The sequence below is a fragment of the Pseudomonas sp. BMW13 genome (genome assembly GCF_013357275.1).
Taxonomy (GTDB): Bacteria; Pseudomonadota; Gammaproteobacteria; order Pseudomonadales; family Pseudomonadaceae; genus Aquipseudomonas; species Aquipseudomonas khazarica.
Genome location: NZ_SUKD01000013.1, coordinates 70,194 through 86,908 on the forward strand (window position 1 = coordinate 70,194; position 16,715 = coordinate 86,908).

General features: G+C 66.9%; 19 protein-coding genes. 10 read left to right on the plus strand and 9 right to left on the minus strand.

The window, feature by feature from the left end:
* Positions 1–39 precede the first annotated feature (39 nt).
* Genes E4487_RS10935 through pdxJ form a run of 5 tightly spaced genes read left to right on the plus strand, consistent with a single transcriptional unit; the run spans position 40 to position 3,478 of the window.
* Positions 40–417 (plus strand): DUF4845 domain-containing protein, encoded by a 378-nt coding sequence (locus tag E4487_RS10935; RefSeq protein ID WP_175253333.1) that lies wholly within the window; start codon positions 40–42, stop codon positions 415–417.
* On the plus strand, positions 414–1,103 hold the full coding sequence (gene rnc, locus E4487_RS10940) for a ribonuclease III (RefSeq protein ID WP_175253334.1): 690 nt from the start codon (positions 414–416) through the stop codon (positions 1,101–1,103). Before E4487_RS10935 ends, rnc begins: the two co-directional genes overlap by 4 nt.
* Entirely contained in the window at positions 1,090–1,995 is a 906-nt protein-coding gene (era, locus tag E4487_RS10945) for a GTPase Era (RefSeq protein ID WP_175253335.1), read from the plus strand. The genes rnc and era overlap by 14 nt, the downstream gene beginning before the upstream one ends.
* 54 nt (positions 1,996–2,049) lie before the next feature.
* A complete protein-coding gene (recO, locus tag E4487_RS10950; protein WP_134676305.1) occupies positions 2,050–2,739 on the plus strand; it encodes a DNA repair protein RecO in 690 nt (229 codons plus the stop codon).
* A complete protein-coding gene (gene pdxJ, locus E4487_RS10955; RefSeq protein WP_037048930.1) occupies positions 2,732–3,478 on the plus strand; it encodes a pyridoxine 5'-phosphate synthase in 747 nt (248 codons plus the stop codon). The genes recO and pdxJ overlap by 8 nt, the downstream gene beginning before the upstream one ends.
* A gap of 66 nt (positions 3,479–3,544) precedes the next feature.
* Here pdxJ and E4487_RS10960 read toward each other — a convergent pair whose 3' ends face one another.
* Positions 3,545–4,429, minus strand: coding sequence for a LysR substrate-binding domain-containing protein (locus tag E4487_RS10960; RefSeq protein ID WP_134676304.1), 885 nt, complete (start codon positions 4,427–4,429; stop codon positions 3,545–3,547).
* Between the two features lie 117 nt (positions 4,430–4,546).
* On the opposite strand from E4487_RS10960, the gene E4487_RS10965 reads away from it, so the two are divergent.
* Complete coding sequence (locus E4487_RS10965) at positions 4,547–4,831, plus strand: hypothetical protein (protein ID WP_150608748.1); 285 nt, start codon at positions 4,547–4,549, stop codon at positions 4,829–4,831.
* A 3-nt stretch (positions 4,832–4,834) separates the two neighbouring features.
* Here E4487_RS10965 and cmoB read toward each other — a convergent pair whose 3' ends face one another.
* The 3 genes from cmoB to E4487_RS10980 form a co-directional block, all read right to left on the minus strand.
* A complete protein-coding gene (cmoB, locus tag E4487_RS10970) occupies positions 4,835–5,803 on the minus strand; it encodes a tRNA 5-methoxyuridine(34)/uridine 5-oxyacetic acid(34) synthase CmoB (RefSeq protein WP_175253336.1) in 969 nt (322 codons plus the stop codon).
* Complete coding sequence (gene cmoA, locus E4487_RS10975; protein ID WP_175253337.1) at positions 5,800–6,543, minus strand: carboxy-S-adenosyl-L-methionine synthase CmoA; 744 nt, start codon at positions 6,541–6,543, stop codon at positions 5,800–5,802. Before cmoA ends, cmoB begins: the two co-directional genes overlap by 4 nt.
* A 91-nt stretch (positions 6,544–6,634) precedes the next feature.
* Positions 6,635–7,273, minus strand: coding sequence for a lysoplasmalogenase (locus tag E4487_RS10980; RefSeq protein ID WP_037048916.1), 639 nt, complete (start codon positions 7,271–7,273; stop codon positions 6,635–6,637).
* A 154-nt stretch (positions 7,274–7,427) separates the two neighbouring features.
* On the opposite strand from E4487_RS10980, the gene E4487_RS10985 reads away from it, so the two are divergent.
* Entirely contained in the window at positions 7,428–8,663 is a 1,236-nt protein-coding gene (locus E4487_RS10985) for an RNA polymerase sigma factor (RefSeq protein WP_175253338.1), read from the plus strand.
* 138 nt (positions 8,664–8,801) lie between these two features.
* Here E4487_RS10985 and rapA read toward each other — a convergent pair whose 3' ends face one another.
* Positions 8,802–11,645, minus strand: a complete 2,844-nt coding sequence (gene rapA / locus E4487_RS10990; RefSeq protein ID WP_037048911.1) for an RNA polymerase-associated protein RapA — start codon at positions 11,643–11,645, stop codon at positions 8,802–8,804.
* A gap of 324 nt (positions 11,646–11,969) precedes the next feature.
* Here rapA and E4487_RS10995 point away from each other — a divergent pair, with 324 nt between their 5' ends.
* The 3 genes from E4487_RS10995 to E4487_RS11005 are packed head-to-tail and all read left to right on the plus strand — an operon-like array spanning position 11,970 to position 13,055.
* Positions 11,970–12,263: a hypothetical protein gene (locus E4487_RS10995; RefSeq protein WP_037048908.1), complete on the plus strand. Its 294-nt coding sequence runs from the start codon at positions 11,970–11,972 to the stop codon at positions 12,261–12,263.
* Between the two features lie 34 nt (positions 12,264–12,297).
* Positions 12,298–12,897, plus strand: coding sequence for an alpha-ketoglutarate-dependent dioxygenase AlkB (locus E4487_RS11000; RefSeq protein WP_175253339.1), 600 nt, complete (start codon positions 12,298–12,300; stop codon positions 12,895–12,897).
* Positions 12,894–13,055: a hypothetical protein gene (locus E4487_RS11005; RefSeq protein WP_167494330.1), complete on the plus strand. Its 162-nt coding sequence runs from the start codon at positions 12,894–12,896 to the stop codon at positions 13,053–13,055. The genes E4487_RS11000 and E4487_RS11005 overlap by 4 nt, the downstream gene beginning before the upstream one ends.
* Before the next feature lie 13 nt (positions 13,056–13,068).
* Here E4487_RS11005 and E4487_RS11010 read toward each other — a convergent pair whose 3' ends face one another.
* The 4 genes from E4487_RS11010 to E4487_RS11025 are packed head-to-tail and all read right to left on the minus strand — an operon-like array spanning position 13,069 to position 16,675.
* Positions 13,069–14,154 (minus strand): ABC transporter permease, encoded by a 1,086-nt coding sequence (locus E4487_RS11010; RefSeq protein ID WP_047592088.1) that lies wholly within the window; start codon positions 14,152–14,154, stop codon positions 13,069–13,071.
* Entirely contained in the window at positions 14,151–15,089 is a 939-nt protein-coding gene (locus tag E4487_RS11015) for an ABC transporter ATP-binding protein (RefSeq protein WP_218952916.1), read from the minus strand. Before E4487_RS11015 ends, E4487_RS11010 begins: the two co-directional genes overlap by 4 nt.
* Positions 15,082–16,044 carry an HlyD family secretion protein gene (locus E4487_RS11020; RefSeq protein WP_175253340.1) on the minus strand — a complete coding sequence of 321 codons (963 nt, stop codon included), beginning with the start codon at positions 16,042–16,044 and terminating at the stop codon, positions 15,082–15,084. The genes E4487_RS11015 and E4487_RS11020 overlap by 8 nt, the downstream gene beginning before the upstream one ends.
* Complete coding sequence (locus E4487_RS11025; protein ID WP_175253341.1) at positions 16,034–16,675, minus strand: TetR/AcrR family transcriptional regulator; 642 nt, start codon at positions 16,673–16,675, stop codon at positions 16,034–16,036. Before E4487_RS11025 ends, E4487_RS11020 begins: the two co-directional genes overlap by 11 nt.
* Positions 16,676–16,715: the final 40 nt, after the last annotated feature.

Below are 16,715 nucleotides of genomic sequence, written 5' to 3' on the forward strand. Positions count from 1 at the left end.
CCACGAGGCTACAACAAGACCGTTTATTGGGGGATGAACATGACTTTCGCGCGTTCGCAGCAGGGGCTTTCCGTTCTGAGCTGGCTGATGGTTCTGGCTGTGGTGGCGTTCTTCGCCAGCACCGGTTTCAAGGTCCTGCCGCATTATCTCGACTACATGTCGATGGAAAAGATCATTACCTCGGTGGAAACCGACAAGGCGTCGGAAGTACGTACCGTCGGCGAGTTCTACAGTCACGTCAGCAAAGGCATGCAGGTCAACAACATTCGAGACTTGAACATGCGTGACGTGATGCAAGTGAAGGTGGAGAACAACGAATTTCTGGTCCACCTGAAGTATGAAAAACGTGAGCCGCTGATCGAGAACCTCGACCTGGTGGTGAATTTCGACAAAGAATTTCGTGTACGGATGCCGTGAGTCCCAATCTGTCCCGCCTCGAGCGCAAGCTCGGCTATAGCTTCAAGGACCAGGATCTAATGATCCTGGCCCTGACCCATCGCAGTTTCGCCGGCCGCAACAATGAGCGGCTGGAATTTCTCGGTGATGCCATTCTCAATTTCGTCGCTGGCGAGGCGCTGTTCGAGCGCTTCCCGCAGGCGCGCGAAGGTCAGTTGTCGCGTTTGCGTGCTCGTCTGGTCAAGGGCGAGACCCTGGCCGTGCTGGCGCGCGGTTTCGAGCTGGGCGAATACCTGCGCCTGGGCTCGGGTGAGCTCAAGAGCGGTGGTTTTCGCCGCGAGTCGATCCTCGCCGATGCGCTGGAAGCCCTGATCGGCGCGATCTATCTGGATGCCGGCATGGATGCGGCCCGCGAGCGCGTGCTGGACTGGCTGACCGGCGAGCTGGATGGCCTGACCCTGGTCGATACCAACAAGGACCCGAAGACGCGCTTGCAGGAGTTCCTGCAGTCGCGCGCCTGCGAGCTGCCTCGTTACGAGGTGGTGGGCATTCAGGGCGAGCCGCACTGCCGTACCTTCATGGTCGAGTGCCAGGTGGCCCTGCTCAATGAAAAGACCCTGGGCCAGGGCGGCAGCCGGCGTATCGCCGAGCAGGTCGCTGCGGCTGCGGCGCTGATCGCCCTCGGGGTGGAGAATGGCAATGACTGATGCACCCGTGACCCGCTGTGGTTACGTCGCCATCGTCGGCCGGCCCAATGTGGGCAAGTCGACGCTGCTCAACCACATCCTCGGACAGAAGCTGGCGATCACCTCGCGCAAGCCGCAGACCACCCGTCACAACATGCTCGGCATCAAGACCGAGGGTGAGGTGCAGGCCGTCTACGTCGATACGCCCGGCTTGCACAAGCACAACGACAAGGCGCTCAACCGCTACATGAACCGCAGCGCCTCCACGGCGCTGAAGGATGTCGATGTCGTGGTGTTCGTGGTCGACCGCATGCGCTGGACTGACGAGGACCAGCTGGTGCTGGAGAAGGTCCAGCACGTCAAGTGCCCGATCCTGCTGGCGGTGAACAAGGCTGACCGTCTGGAAGACAAGAGCGAGCTGCTGCCGCACCTGAACTGGCTGGCCGAGCAACTGCCGCAGGCGGAGATCGTGCCGATCTCCGCGTTGCAGGGGCAGAATCTCGACACCCTGGAAGCGCTGGTGGGCGAGCGCTTGCCGGAGTCCGAACACTTCTACCCGGAAGACCAGATCACCGACCGCTCCAGCCGCTTCCTGGCGGCCGAGCTGATCCGCGAGAAGATCATGCGTCAGCTCGGTGCCGAGTTGCCGTACCAGATCACCGTGGAGATCGAGGAGTTCAAGCAGGAGGGCCGCGTGCTGCACATCCACGGCCTGATCCTGGTGGAACGCGACGGGCAGAAGAAGATCATCATTGGCGACAAGGGCGAGCGCATCAAGCGCATCGGCCAGGACGCGCGCAAGGACATGGAAACCATGTTCGATTCCAAGGTGATGCTCAATCTCTGGGTCAAGGTCAAAGGCGGCTGGTCCGACGACGAGCGCGCGCTGCGTTCGCTGGGCTACCTGGATTGAGCTGCGGGCTGCACGTCATGCGCTGCGCCATAGCTCGCGCTTGAGGCTTGCAGCTTGGACCTTGCCGCTTATGTCCTGCATAGCCGTCCCTACAAGGAAAGCAGCGCCCTGGTGGATTTCTTCACCGCTCAGGGGCGCATCCGTGCGGTGCTGAGAGCCGCGCGCGGCAAGGTCGGCAGCATCGCCCGTCCGTTCGCGCCGCTCGATCTCGAACTGCGTGGCCGTGGCGAGCTGAAGACCGTCGGCCGTCTGGAAAGCGCCGGCATCCCGTTGCTGCTGACTGGCGAGGCGCTGTTCTCCGGGCTCTATCTCAACGAACTGCTGATCCGCCTGCTGCCCGCCGAGGATCCGCACCCCGCGATGCTCGACCACTATGGCCTGACCCTGCAGGCGCTGGCTGCCGGCCGGCCCCTGGAGCCGCTGCTGCGCGCATTCGAATGGCGCCTGCTGGACGAGCTGGGCTATGGTTTCGCCCTCGATCGCGATCAGCATGACCAGCCCATCGACCCCGCTGCGCTGTACCGCTGGCAGCAGGACGTCGGCCTGGTGCAGGTGATACAACTGCAGCCTGGGGTATTCCAGGGCCGCGAGTTGCTGGCCATGGCCGAAGCGGACTGGCAGACGCCGGGTGCGCTGGCTGCCGCCAAGCGCCTGATGCGCCAGGCACTGGCACCCCATCTTGGCGGCAGACCACTGGTCAGCCGCGAACTTTTCATGACGCTCAAGGAGTCCAAGCGTGACTGAGGCCAATCGTATTCTGCTCGGCGTGAACATCGACCACGTCGCCACCCTGCGCCAGGCTCGCGGTACGCGCTACCCGGACCCGGTCAAGGCCGCCCTGGATGCCGAGGAGGCCGGTGCCGACGGTATCACCGTGCACCTGCGCGAAGATCGCCGGCACATCCAGGACCGTGACGTGCGGGTGCTGGCTGATGTGCTGCAGACACGGATGAACTTCGAGATGGGCGTCACCGACTTCATGCTCGGTTTCGCCGAGCAGATCCGCCCGGCGCATGTCTGCCTGGTACCGGAAACCCGCCAGGAGCTGACCACCGAAGGCGGCCTGGACGTGGCCGGGCAGGAGGCGCGCATTGCCGCGGCGGTCGAGCGCCTGTCCCTGGCCGGTTGCGAGGTGTCGCTGTTCATCGACGCCGAAGAGCGGCAGATCGAGGCGGCCATGCGCGTCGGTGCTCCGGTCATCGAACTGCACACCGGCCGCTACGCCGATGCCCATACGGCGGAGGAGGCGGCCCAGGAGCTGTCACGCATCCGCGACGGGGTGATCTGCGGTTTGAACCACGGCTTGATCGTCAATGCCGGCCATGGCCTGCACTACCACAACGCCGAAGCCGTGGCCGCGATTCCCGGGGTCAACGAGCTGAACATCGGCCACGCCATCGTCGCCCATGCGCTGTTCGTCGGCTTCAAGCAGGCGGTCGCGGAGATGAAGGCGCTGATCGTCGCGGCGGCCGAGCGCGGCTAGCGGGCTTTGTGGGACGGGCTTCAGCCGCGACCTTCCATGGCCTGTCGCCGCTGAAGTGCTTTCGATTCAGCCCTGGCTGAACGCCTGGGTCATCTGCATGGCGAGTGCCTCGATGGCGTCGTTGTGCTGATGGCCGCGAATCAGTTTGATGTGGTACTCGCCCAGCGCCGGCAGGCCCTGTTCCGCGCCCAGGCGGCGCAGAGGAGGCTTGACCAGGCTGCGGGGGAAGGGGGCGATGGCCAGGTCGGCAGTCATCGCCGCCTCCTGGCCGGCACACTGCTCGCACGAGTAGGCGACGCGGTAGCTCAGGCCCTGGCGGTCCAGTGCGTCGAGCGCGGTCCGGCGCCAGGCACAACCCGGGTTGGCCAGTGCCAGCGGTAGTGGCGAGCGCTGCACCGCCAGGCCGCCATCGCGACCGGCCCAGACCAGTTCCTCGGAATAGATGACATCACCGCGTGAGTCGTCCAGACCATCGTTGCCCGCGTTGATCAGGGTCAGGTCCAGCTCGCCGGCATCCAGTTTCGCCACCAGATCGACGCTGCGCCCGACATTGACCTCGACCTCCACGGCCGGGTGACTGCGTGCGAACAGGGTCAGGACGCCGGGGAGTACGCGGTCGCCGATGTCGTTCGGCGTGCCGAAGCGCACGCGGCCGGTCAGGGTCGGCGTCAGGAAGCGCGCTACCGCTTCCTCGTTGAGCTTGAGCAGGCGCCTGGCATAACCCAGCAGCAGCTCGCCCTCGGCCGTCAGGTGCACGCGCCTGGCTTCGCGGGTGAACAGGCGCTGGCCGAGGGTTTCCTCCAGGCGCTTGATCTGCAGGCTGACCGCCGCGGTGCTGCGAAACACCTGGGTGGCGGTGCGGGTGAAGCTGCCGCTGTCGGCGATGGCGACGAAGGTACGCAGCACATCGCTTTCCAGCAATGGCAATGACAGGGGAGCGGTCGCGTTCATTTTCGTTAAATATTACTTAATCGATGATTTGAAATTTGTCGTTTGTTTGAACGATAGGCGCGTTTCATTCTGATCGCAAGCCCGGTACGACCCGGCAGCGCAGAAGGAGGAAACGCCATGAAAAGTTCGAACCATCACGACAAGCCGCGCCCAGCCATGCCCGAGTTCTACATGCCGGCCATGTGGCCACTGGACCTGCAGAATGCCATCGTCGACTGGATCGGCGCCTGGTTCTGGCGCCGCCGCATGCGCCGCCTGCTGGCCCAGGACATCGAGGGGCGCATCCGTCTGGGCGGCGCCCGTGGCGTGGTCGAGCAGGGGGCGGCTGAACCGCTGCGCTCGATCGCACAGCGGCGGGCACGTTGGCTGCGCCCGCAGGGCGGGTGCAACCGGCCAGGCTGAAGGTTAGGGCTTGCGCGCGATCAGCACGGCGCGGGTCGGTGCCGGCAGGCCTTCGACGGTACGGCTGTGGTCAGCCGGATCGAGAAACTCCGGCAGCGACTGGAAGCGCATCCACTCGGTGGCGCGTTGCTCCTCCACCGAGGTGGTGCTGACATCGACGCAGCGCACGTCCTCGAAGCCGGCACGGCGCAGCCAGCGCTCCAGTGCCGGCACCGACGGCAGGAACCACACATTGCGCATCTGCGCGTAGCGGTCCTCGGGCACCAGCACCTGCTCGACGTCGCCTTCCACCACCAGGGTTTCCAGCACCAGTTCGCCGCCCTTGAGCAATGCATCCTTGAGGTCGAGCAGGTGATCGATGGGCGAGCGGCGGTGGTAGAGCACGCCCATGGAGAACACCGTATCGAAGCCCTGCAACCTGGCTGGCAGCTCCTCGAAGGCCAGCGGCAGGTGCCACACCGGCTGGTCCGGCAGGTAGCGCTTCATCGCCAGGAACTGGCAGAGGAACAGCCAGTTGGGGTCGATGCCCACCACGCTGTCCGCGCCGGCGCCGAGCATGCGCCACATGTAGTAGCCGTTGCCGCAACCCACGTCGAGGATGCGCTTGCCGGCGAGGTCCAGATGCGGCGCGACGCGCTGCCATTTCCAGTCCGAGCGCCATTCGGTGTCGACGTGCACGCCGAACAGTTCGAAAGGCCCCTTGCGCCAGGGAATCAGGCCTTGCAGGGCGCCCTGCAACTGGGCGCGGTTCGCCTCGTCGCAAGGGCCGTCGAACGCGAAGCGCTGGCCGAGTTCGATGTCGCTCGGCGTCAGCGCGGGCAGCGCCTGCACCGCGCCGTACCAGCGCGCCAGGTCGCCATGACCGATGGCCAGCTTGGCATCGAGCTGGCCGGGCAGTGAGCAGGCCCAGTCCTGCAGCGGCGTGCCGGCCAGTTGTGCCTGCAGTGCGTCGAGATCCAGATCGCGCATCATGGCAGGGCCACCAGGGAGGCGAAGTTCAGGCACTGGAACCAGGGCACCACCTTGCTGAATCCTGCCGCCAGCAGGCGTTCGCGATGCTGCTCGAGGCTGTCGGGTTTCATCACGTTCTCGATGGCGCTGCGCTTCTGCGCGATCTCCAGCTCGCTGTAGCCGTTGGCGCGCTTGAAGGCAACGTGCAGTTCGGTGAGCAGTTCGTGCTGGGCTTCGTCCTCGAAGCGCAGCTTCTCCGAGAGGATCAGCGCGCCGCCCGGCAGCAGCGCCTGGCGGATGCGCGTGAGCAGCTCCAGGCGGCGCTCCGGCGGGATGAACTGCAGGGTGAAGTTGAGCGTGACCAGCGAAGTGGGTTGCAGGGGGAGGGCGAGGATATCGGCCTCGATCACTGCAACCGGCAGCAGCTCCTGGAACATGGCGTCCTGGGCGTGCAGGTATTCGCTGCAACGCGAAACCATGGCCGGCGAGTTGTCCACGGCGATCACCCGGCAACCGTCGCTGCGCACGTGCCGGCGCAGCGCCTGGGTCACCGCGCCGAGCGATGCGCCGAGATCGTACAGCGTGGTATGCGCCTGGGCGAACTGGCCGGCGAGCACGCCGATGTTCTCGACGATGGCCGGGTAGCCCGGCACCGAGCGTTTGATCATGTCGGGAAAGACCCGCACGACGTCCTCGTTGAAGACGAAGTCGGGCACATCGGCCAGGGGCTGGGCGAACAGACGGTCGGATTCTTGGCTCACGGCGATTGCGACGGGTAGCGGAAAAGGCCGGCATTTTAGCCAAGTGCGGCCCAGCCGTCAGGGCTTTCCTGACGGCGCGTCGGGCTTGCTGTCAGGCCTTGCTGCGGGCGAACGCCGAGGCGGTGATGCCCCACTGGCCCAGCCAGTAGGTGAGGATGATGGCGTAGGGCGCGGCGTCGAAGCTCATGACGAAGCGGTCGATGCCGATCAGGCTGTCGGAAATCACGAACAACGCGGCGCCGGCGGCGGCCAGGCCGGCGGAGCGCGCGGCAATGGCGCGGTGGCCGATCCGCGCCAGGGCGCGCCAGAGCATCAGGGAAATCACCGTGGCATAGCAGGCAACCGGGATCAGCAGCTCGCCGAGGCCGCTGCTGGCCAGCACGGCGAACATCGCCCCGCCGGCAATCAGCGCCAGCAGCAGTGCGGCCAGGGCCGGTTGGCGGCTGTCGGAGCAGTAGGCGCGCACGTAGGCGAGATGGCCCAGCAGGAAGGCGCCGAGGCCGAACACGAACAGGTCGCCGGGCCAGTCGAGGAGGATGTCGCCGGCCAGGGAGAACACCAGGCCGATGCCGATCCAGCGGCGGTAGGTGCCAGGAGGCGCCTGGCGCAGCCAGAACAGCAGGGCGATGACCGGGATGCCCTTGCTCAGCAGGCTGAGCTGCGCGTCGCCGCTGACACGGCCATAGAGAAATACCGCAGCACCCGCCAGACCGAGCAGCAACCAACGCATAACAGGACTCCCTTGGTGATCTTCGATGGCGCGACTATGCCCAGCGCGACCCTGGCTGCCAATGCAGCGGGTGCCAAATGGAGGGGCGGATCGTGCCGAGGCTCGACGCCGCAGGCAGGATTGGGCAACGTATGCACCTGCCCTGGAGACGCGCATGTCGATATCGCCCCCCATCACCGAGCTGATCGAACGTCTGTACCGCGACGAGTCGCGCCGTGTGCTGGCGACGCTGATCCGTCTGCTGGGTGACTTCGACCTGGCCGAAGAGGCCCTGCACGAGGCGTTCCGCAGTGCGGTGGAGCAATGGCCGCGCGAGGGCGTGCCCGACAATCCGCGGGCCTGGCTGGTGTCCGCCGGACGCTTTCGCGCCATCGACAGCCTGCGGCGGCAACGCCGCTTCCAGCCCCTGGACGAGCGGGTCGACGTGCCGGGCGAGGACGATGCGCAGGAGGTCGAACTGCTGGAAGACGATCGCCTGCGGCTGATCTTCACCTGCTGCCACCCGGCGCTGGCCAGCGACGCGCAGGTGGCGCTGACCCTGCGTGAGGTCTGCGACCTGAGTACCGAGGAGATCGCCCGCGCATTCCTCTCCAGTCCCTCGACCCTGGCCCAGCGCATCGTGCGGGCCAAGGCGAAGATCCGCGATGCGCGGATTCCATACGAAGTGCCGGGGCGCAACGAGCTGCCCGAGCGCCTGGAGGCGGTGCTGCGGGTGGTCTACCTGGTCTTCAACGAAGGTTACTTCGCCAGTTCCGGCGATTCGCTGACCCGCAGCCAGCTGTCCGATGAGGCCATCCGCCTGGGCCGGCTGTTGCTGGAGCTGTTGCCCGAGCCAGAGGTGCAGGGGCTGCTGGCGCTGATGGTGCTGCACGAGTCTCGACGCCAGGCGCGCAGTGCTGCCGATGGCGAGGTGATCCTGCTGGAGGCGCAGGACCGCAGCCTGTGGGACCGCGAGCTGATCGCCGAAGGCGAGGCGCTGGTGTTGCAGGCCCTGCATTCCCGCCGCTTCGGGCCTTACAGCCTGCAGGCGGCGATCGCTGCGGTACATGCCGAGGCGGCCAGCCTGGAGGAGACCGACTGGGCGCAGATCGTTGGCCTGTATGACGAGCTGCTGCGGCTGAATCCGTCGCCGGTGGTCGCCCTCAATCGCGCCGTGGCCCTGGCCATGCACGAGGGCGAGGAGGTCGGCTTGATGGAGGTCGAGCGCCTGCTGGCCAGCGGCGAGCTGGATGGGTACCACCTGCTGCATGCCGCACGGGCCGACCTGCTGCGGCGGCTGGGGCGCACTGATCAGGCCATTGCGGCCTATCGCCAGGCCCTGGCGCTGGCGCAGCAGGGGGCGGACCGGCAGTTTCTGCAGAAGCGGCTGGAGGCGTTGGGCAGCCCCTAGGGTGCACCCGAGAGCCAGTCAGTCCGTAGCCCGGATGCGATCCGGGGACTCATGTTGGCGAGCGTTCCCGGATTGCATCCGGGCCAGTGTGCTGGCGCAGGGGGCGCATTGCGCACCCTGCGCCGGGACGAGGCCGTGTCAGCCCGCTACCAGCACGCGGATCGCTTCCAGGCGCAGGGCAGCCTTGTCGAACATCGCCAGGCTCTGTTCGCGCTGCTCGCGCAGGGCGGTGACTTCGCTGTCGCGCACGTTGGGGTTGACCGCGCTGAGCGCGACCAGGCGCGCCAGTTCCTCGTCCAGCTCGGCGACCAGGCGCCGCTTGGCTTCCGCCACGCGCTCGACATGGCGCGGCATGATCTTGGCCTCGGCATCGTTGATCTGCTTGGCCAGCACGTCGCGCTGGGCCTGGACGAACTTGTTGGAGCTGGCCCGTGGCACGCTTTCCAGCTGGTCGTTGAGGGTCTCGAAGCCGACCTTCGGCGCCAGGTCGTTGCCGTTGGCATCGAGCAGGCAGCGCAGTGCGGCCGGCGGCAGGAAGCGTCCGAGCTGCAGCTTGCGCGGGCCGACCACTTCACTGACGTAGAGCAGTTCGAGCAGCACGGTGCCGGGCTTCAGCGCCTTGTTCTTGATCAGCGCGACGGCGGTGTTGCCCATCGAGCCGGACAGCACCAGGTCCATGCCGCCCTGCACCATGGGATGCTCCCAGGTGAGGAACTGCATGTCCTCGCGGGCCAGCGCCTGGTCACGGTCGTAGGTGACGGTGACCGCCTCGTCGTCGCCGAGGGGGAAGCTGGCGTCCAGCATCTTCTCGCTGGGGCGCAGGATCAGGGCGTTGTCGGAGTGGTCTTCACTGTCGATGCCGAAGGCGTTGAACAGCTCTTCCATGTAGATCGGCAGGGTGAACTGGTCGTCCTGCTCGAGGATCGCCTCTACCAGCGCCTCGCCTTCGCCGGCGCCGCCGGAGTTCAGTTCCAGCAGGCGGTCACGGCCGCTGTGCAGCTCACCTTCGAGGCGGATGCGCTCCGCGGTGGCCTCGTCGACCAGTTGCTGCCACTCGCCGTCGTCGGCGTTCTCCAGCATCGGCAGCAGGCGCGGGCCGAACTGATGCTGCAGGGCGTTGCCGGTCGGGCAGGTGGCGAGGAAGGCGTTGAGCGCCTGGTGATACCACTGGAACAGGCGCTCCTGCGGGCTGTTCTCCAGGTACGGCACGTGCACCTGGATGCGGTGCTTCTGGCCGATACGGTCGAGACGGCCGATGCGTTGTTCGAGCAGGTCCGGGTGGGCCGGCAGGTCGAACAGCACCAGGTGATGGGCGAACTGGAAGTTGCGGCCTTCGGAGCCGATCTCGGAACAGATCAGCACCTGCGCGCCGAACTCCTCATCAGCGAAGTAGGCGGCGGCGCGGTCACGCTCGAGGATGCTCATGCCCTCGTGGAACACCGTGGCCGGGATGCCGGAGCGCACGCGCAGGGCGTCTTCCAGGTCCAGCGCGGTCTCGGCGTGGGCGCAGATCACCAGCACCTTGAATTTCTTGAGCATCTTCAGGTTGTCGATCAGCCACTCGACGCGCGGGTCGATGCGCCACCAGCGCTGCTCGTCGTCGATCTCGTCCTGGGCCTGGTAGCTGACTTCGGGGTACAGCTCGGCATGCTCGCCCAGCGGCAGCTCGAGGTACTCGTCCGGGCTCGGCAGCGGGTAGGCGTGCAGCTCGCGCTCGGGGAACCCCTGTACCGCGGCGCGGGTGTTGCGGAACAGCAGGCGGCCGGTGCCGTGGCGGTCGAGCAGCTCGCGCACCAGGCGCGCACGGGCCTCGTCGTCGCCGCCGTCGATGGCATCGAGCAGCTCACGGCCTTCGTCGCCGAGGAAGCCGCCGATGGCATCGCGTGCCTGGGCGCTGAGGCTGTCCTGATCGAGCAGCTCCTGCACCGCTTCGGCAACCGGGCGGTACTGGCTGCTTTCGGCGCGGAAGGCCTCCAGGTCATGGAAACGGTTGGGGTCGAGCAGGCGCAGGCGGGCGAAGTGGCTGTCCTGGCCGAGCTGTTCCGGGGTGGCGGTGAGCAGCAGCACGCCGGGAATGACCTCGGCCAGCTGCTCGACCAGGGCGTATTCGGGGCTGACGCGCTCCGGGTGCCAGACCAGGTGATGCGCCTCGTCGACCACCAGCAGGTCCCAGCCGGCGGCGAACAGCGCGTCCTGGGCCTTCTCGTCGTCCTTCAGCCACTCCAGGGCGACCAGCGCCAGCTGGCAATCCTCGAAGGGGTTGCTGGCATCGCTTTCCATGAAGCGCTCGGCGTCGAACAGGGCCACGTCGAGGTTGAAGCGGCGGCGCATCTCCACCAGCCACTGGTGCTGCAGGTTTTCCGGCACCAGGATCAGCACGCGCCCTGCACGCCCGGAGAGCAGCTGGCGATGAATCACCAGGCCGGCCTCGATGGTCTTGCCCAGGCCCACTTCGTCGGCCAGCAGCACGCGCGGGGCGATACGGTCGGCCACTTCGCGGGCGATGTGCAGCTGGTGCGCGATCGGCTGGGCGCGGGCGCCACCGAGCCCCCAGAGGGACGACTGCAGTAGGCGGCTGTTGTGTTCCAGGCTGTGGTAGCGCAGGGCGAACCAGGACAGCGGATCGATCTGGCCGGCGAACAGGCGGTCGCTGGCCAGGCGGAACTGGATGAAGTTCGACAGCTGGGTTTCCGGCATGGTGACCGGCTGATGCTGGGCGTTGAGGCCGTGATAGACCAGCAGGCCGTCGATGTCCTCGACCTCCTGCACGGTCAGCTTCCAGCCCTCGAAATGGGTGATCTCGTCACCCGGTGCGAAGCGCACGCGGGTCAGCGGGGCATTGCGCGTGGCGTACTGGCGGGTTTCGCCGGTGGCCGGGTAGAGCACGGTGAGCAGGCGGCCTTCCTCGGTAAGGATGGTTCCCAGACCCAGTTCCGCTTCGCTGTCACTGATCCAGCGTTGCCCCGGTTGATATTGCGCCATGCCTGTCTGTCTCCCGCGTGAAAAAGCCGGCTATGGTAACGGATGCCGCGCCACGGCCAAAGCGCTCGTGGCACTATCGCAGTGCCCGTCAGTCGAAAGTGTAGTGAGCACCGGCTAACAGGCCGTCGAAAAACTCAGGCGAGGCAGCCAGCGCAAGGCAAGAACAGGCGAGAAGCGGAGTTTACCCGCTGTAAATGAGCATTTTGATCGGACTCGCGCACGAGCCTGTTTTTAACGCAGCAATGGCAGCGCTGGTAGCTTTTCAACTGCCTGCTAAAGTCGCGGATGACGGGGCCGACAGCCTTACAAAGGAGGTGCTGTTGCATGCTGCCACCGATCCCCCACAGCCTGGTGCCGGTCACTGCCTCGCAGGACGTGATCAAGCCCAAGCCCGAGATTCCACCGGTGACCCCGGCCGAGGAGAGCGCCAAGGAGAGTGCGCTGAGCCTGGACAAGCGGCACCCGCAGGAAGCCGAGGAACTGCTGCGCGAAGAGCAGCGCCGCCGCCAGCGGCGAGGCTACACCCCGGAGCAACTGGCCGAGGCCGAGCCGGAGGAGATGCAGGAGGCGCTGGGTGATCTGCCACGGCAGGGGCTGTGGGTGGATGTGGAAGTCTGAGACACTCCTTTCAATTCTTGCCGTGTAGATCTTCATGCTGTTCGCCGACCCGTTACCCGCCATCGCCGATGCCGAGCTGGACTACCTGCCTGGCTGGGTGGACGCGGCGCTGGCCGAGCGCTGGCTGCAGGCGCTGGTCGAGCAGACGCCCTGGCAGCAGCCGGAGCTGTTCATCCATGGGCGTTACCACCGCACGCCGCGCCTGACCGCCTGGTATGGCGAGCCCGAGGCACGTTATCGCTATTCCGGGAAGGTGCACGAGCCGCTGCCATGGACGGCGCTGCTCGACGACATCCGCCAGCGGCTCATGGCCGACGTGGGGCAGGCGCTCAACGCCGTGCTGCTCAACTACTACCGCGACGGCCAGGACTCCATGGGCTGGCACAGCGACGCCGAGCCCGAACTGGGGCGCGAGCCGCTGATCGCCTCGCTCAACCTGGGCGGCAGCCGGCGCTTCGACCTGCGCCGCGTGGGCGCCACGCGCATCGAGCATTCGCTGACCCTGGAGCATGGCTCGCTACTGGTCATGCGCGGGCCGACCCAGCATCATTGGCAACATCAAGTGGCGAAGACGCGCCAAGCCTGCGCGCCGCGCCTGAATCTGACCTTTCGCCTGATCCGGTTTCCGCTATGAGCAATGACGAAAAACTGATCGACTTCGCCGCCGAGCGCGACAAGCGTATCCACGACCTCAACGACAAGCGCCTCAACGACATGCGTCAGGTCTTCGAGCAGGTCCTGCCACTGGGCAAGGGCAAGAAGAAGTCGAAGAGCAAGCCGAAGAAACGCTGAGCCACCAGCCTGCTCAGTCCAGGCGCTTGCGCACGCGGGATACCGCGATCACCAGCATCGCCAGGGTGAAGACGCTCAGTGCCAGCACCTCCACCCAGAGTTCGGCCAGGGTCGCGTTGCGCAGCATGATGCCGCGCGCCAGGCGCAGGAAATGCGTCAGCGGCAGCACCTCGGCCAGCCACTGCGCGGCCTTGGGCATCCCGGCGAAGGGAAACATGAAGCCGGACAGCAATATCTGCGGCAGGAAGGTGAAGAAGGCCATCTGCATCGCCTGGAACTGACTGCGCGCCAGCGTCGAGATGAAGACGCCAAGGGTCAGGCTGGCGAAGATGAACAGCAGTGACGCCGCGTACAGCGCCAGCAGCGAGCCGCGCACCGGCACGGCGAAGAGTTGCCAGCCGACCAGCAGGACGACCGTCACCTGCACCAGGCCGATGCCGACGAACGGCAGCACCTTGCCCAGCGTCAGCTCCCAGGGCGAGACCGGCGTGGTGATGAGCATCTCCATGTTGCCGCGTTCGCGCTCGCGCACCAGGGCGATGGCGGTGAACAGCACCATGGTCATGGTCAGGATCACGCCGATCAGGCCGGGTACGGTGTTCAGGGGCGCCAGGCGTTCGGGGTTGTAGAAGTTCACCACTGTCATCGACGGCGTGGCCTGCCAACCGGGAAGCGGGTAGCTCGCCAGTTGCCGCGCCGAGGCCTGGACTACCTGATCGGAGCCGTCGACCACCAGTTGCAGGGGCGTGCGCTCGGGGTTGGGGCGGGCCAGGCGCGTCTCGAAATCGGCGGGGATAACCAGCGCGGCGCTGATCTCGCCCCGCCGCAGCAGCGTCTGCAGTTGCTGCTCGCTCGACAGCCGGTAGCGCAGGTCGAGCACCTGGCTCGCGCCGATCTCGGCCACCACTTCGCGCGAATGGGCCGTATTGGCCTGATCGAGCACGGCGCTGGGCAGGCCGCGCACGTCGAGATTGATGGCATAGCCGAACAGCACCAGCTGCATGACGGGGATGCCGACGATCATGGCGAAGGTCAGGCGGTCGCGGCGCAGTTGACGCAGTTCCTTGAGCACGATGGCAGCCAGTCGACGCAGGTTCATGGCTTCGCTCCCTGGATGTCGGGGCGGCGCGTCACGGCGACGAAGACATCCTCCAGATTCGCTTCGGTCGCGCGGACCCCTGCCTGCACGCCAGCCTCGGCCAGACGCCGTTCGACCTGCTCGCGGGCATCGTCGGTGGCGCTGAGCAGACGCAGCGAGGCGCCGATCTGCGCGCTGGCGTAGATCGCCGGCAGGCCTTGCAGCGCCCGTTGCGCCTGGCGCGGCTGGGCGCATTCCACCAGCAGCGGTTGTCCGGGCAGGCGCGCCATCAGCTCGGCGGGGCTGCCGTCGGCGACCAGTCGCCCGCTGTCGAGTATGCCCAGGCGCGTGCAGCGTTCGGCCTCGTCCATGTAATGGGTCGAGACCAGCAGGGTCGTACCGGCTTCGGCCAGCTCGAACAGCGAGTCCCAGAATTCCCGGCGTGACTGCGGGTCGACGGCGCTGGTCGGTTCGTCGAGCAGCAGCAGGTCGGGCTCGTGCAGTACGGCGCCGGCCAGGGCCAGGCGCTGTTTCTGGCCGCCGCTGAGGGTGCCGGACAGGCGATCACGCAGGTCGCCCAGCCAGTAGCGCTCGAGCAGCTCCGCGACCCGCCTGCGTGCCCGCGCCCGTCCCAGGCCCTGGATGCTGGCGAGAAAATCGAGGTTCTCGGCCACCGTCAGGTCCTCGTACAGCGAGAATTTCTGCGTCATGTAGCCGATGCGTCGCTTTAGCGCTTCGGCATCCTGCGGAATCCGGTAGCCCAGCACCTCGATCTCTCCCGCGCTGGGCAGCAGCAGACCGCAGAGCATGCGGATGGTGGTCGACTTGCCGCAGCCGTTGGGACCGAGGAAGCCGAATACCTCGGCGCGTTCGACGCGCAGGTCGAGGCCGTCGACGGCAGTCAGATCGCCGAAGCGCTTGCTCAGGCCGCTGGCGCGGATCACCGTCTCACTCATCGTCGCTACGCTCCGCCTGCAGCGGCAGGCCGGCTGGCAGATCGCGGGCCTCGTCACCCAGCAGCACGGCTTCGGCGCGGTAGGTCAGGCGGCTGGCGTCATCGCCGTTGAGGGCGTAGTAGGGGGTGAAGCTGGCTTCGCTGGCGATGCTGCGGATGCGTGCCTGCAGCGGTCGTTCATGACCTTCGACCCGGACCCGCAGGGTAGCGCCGACGGCCAGCGTCGGGCGTACCGAGGCGGGAATGAACAGGCGCGCATAGGGCGCCTCGCCAACCAGCAGGCTGACCAGTTCCGCGTTCATCGGTGGCTGATCGCCGGGGTGGAACGGCAGGGCGTCGACGCGACCGGCGCGCGGCGCGTGCAGGCTCAGGTGTTCGCGATCCAGGCGCAGCCGTTCCAGCTGCGCGGTGGCGGCTTCGACGGCGGCGTTGGCCTGTTCGACCTGCTCCGGGCGGGTGCCGTTGGTCAGTTCGCGCAGGCGGGCGGCGCTGGCCTCGCTGGCGGCCACCAGGCGGTCGCGGGTGGCGCGGGCGCGGTCACGCTCGGCCACGGCCACCTGGCCACGGGCATACAGGGCGCTGATGCGGCGTTCGTCGCGCACGGCTTCGTCGCGTTCGGCCCTGGCCTGCTGGAGGCTGGCGCTGGCGGCCTGGATCTGTTCGATGCGTGCGCCGTTGCTCAGTTCTTCCAGGCGGGCGTTGGCCTGGTTCAGCTCGGCCTCGGCCTGACGGACGCGGGCGTCCAGCCGGCGCGGGTCGAGCTCCAGCAGTAACTGGCCGGACACGACCTGCTCGCCTTCGCTGACCTTCCACTCCAGCACGCGCTCCGAGACCTCGGCAGGCAGGCCGATGCGGTCCCACTCCAGGGTGCCCAGCAGCGGTTGCTGCGCCGGTTCGTTGCAGGCGGCCAGTGGCAGCATGAGCAGCAGGCAGAGCAGTCGTCGATCAATGGCCATCGGGCACCTCCAGTCCATGGGCGAACAGCGCCAGGGTGTGCTCGACCATCCTCTGGTCGGCGATCTCGGCGCTGGCGAAGATGCCGCGCCAGAGCGGAGCGGCGGCGTAGGGCAGCATGGTGGCGCCGATCAGCGAGACCACCAGCAGGCGAGGGTCGATGGCGTCGTGCAGCTCGCCGCGTTGCTGCGCCGCAGCGAAGCGCTGGGCCAGGCGCAGCGGCAGCAAGGGAGCGATGCGCTGGGTCAGCAGGCTGCGCAGGGCGCCCCCTTCGGTGAGCACTTCCCGCGCCCACAGCTGCGGGAGCCAGGGATGTTTCGCCACGATGGTCGCCAGTTCGGTGACCAGCGTGCGGACCTGTTCCAGCGGGGTATCGCCGGCTTGCTCCAGGCATCCGGCGAGGCGCTCGAACTCGGGCATCAGGCGCTCGTCGATCACCGCTTGGGTCAGCTTGGGCTTGTTGCCGAAGTAGTAGTGGATGAGTGCCGGCGTCACCTGCGCGGCCTCGGCGATACCGCGCAGGCTGCTGGCCTGGATGCCCTGCTGGGCGAAGCGTTGGCAGGCGGCGTCGAGCAGGCGTTCACGCTGCTGCGCTTCACCGCTGGGACGACCTGGAGTGCGTGGGCGGGGCATGGCTGGAAAGTCCTGGAAAATTATTAATTAAACACTCAAT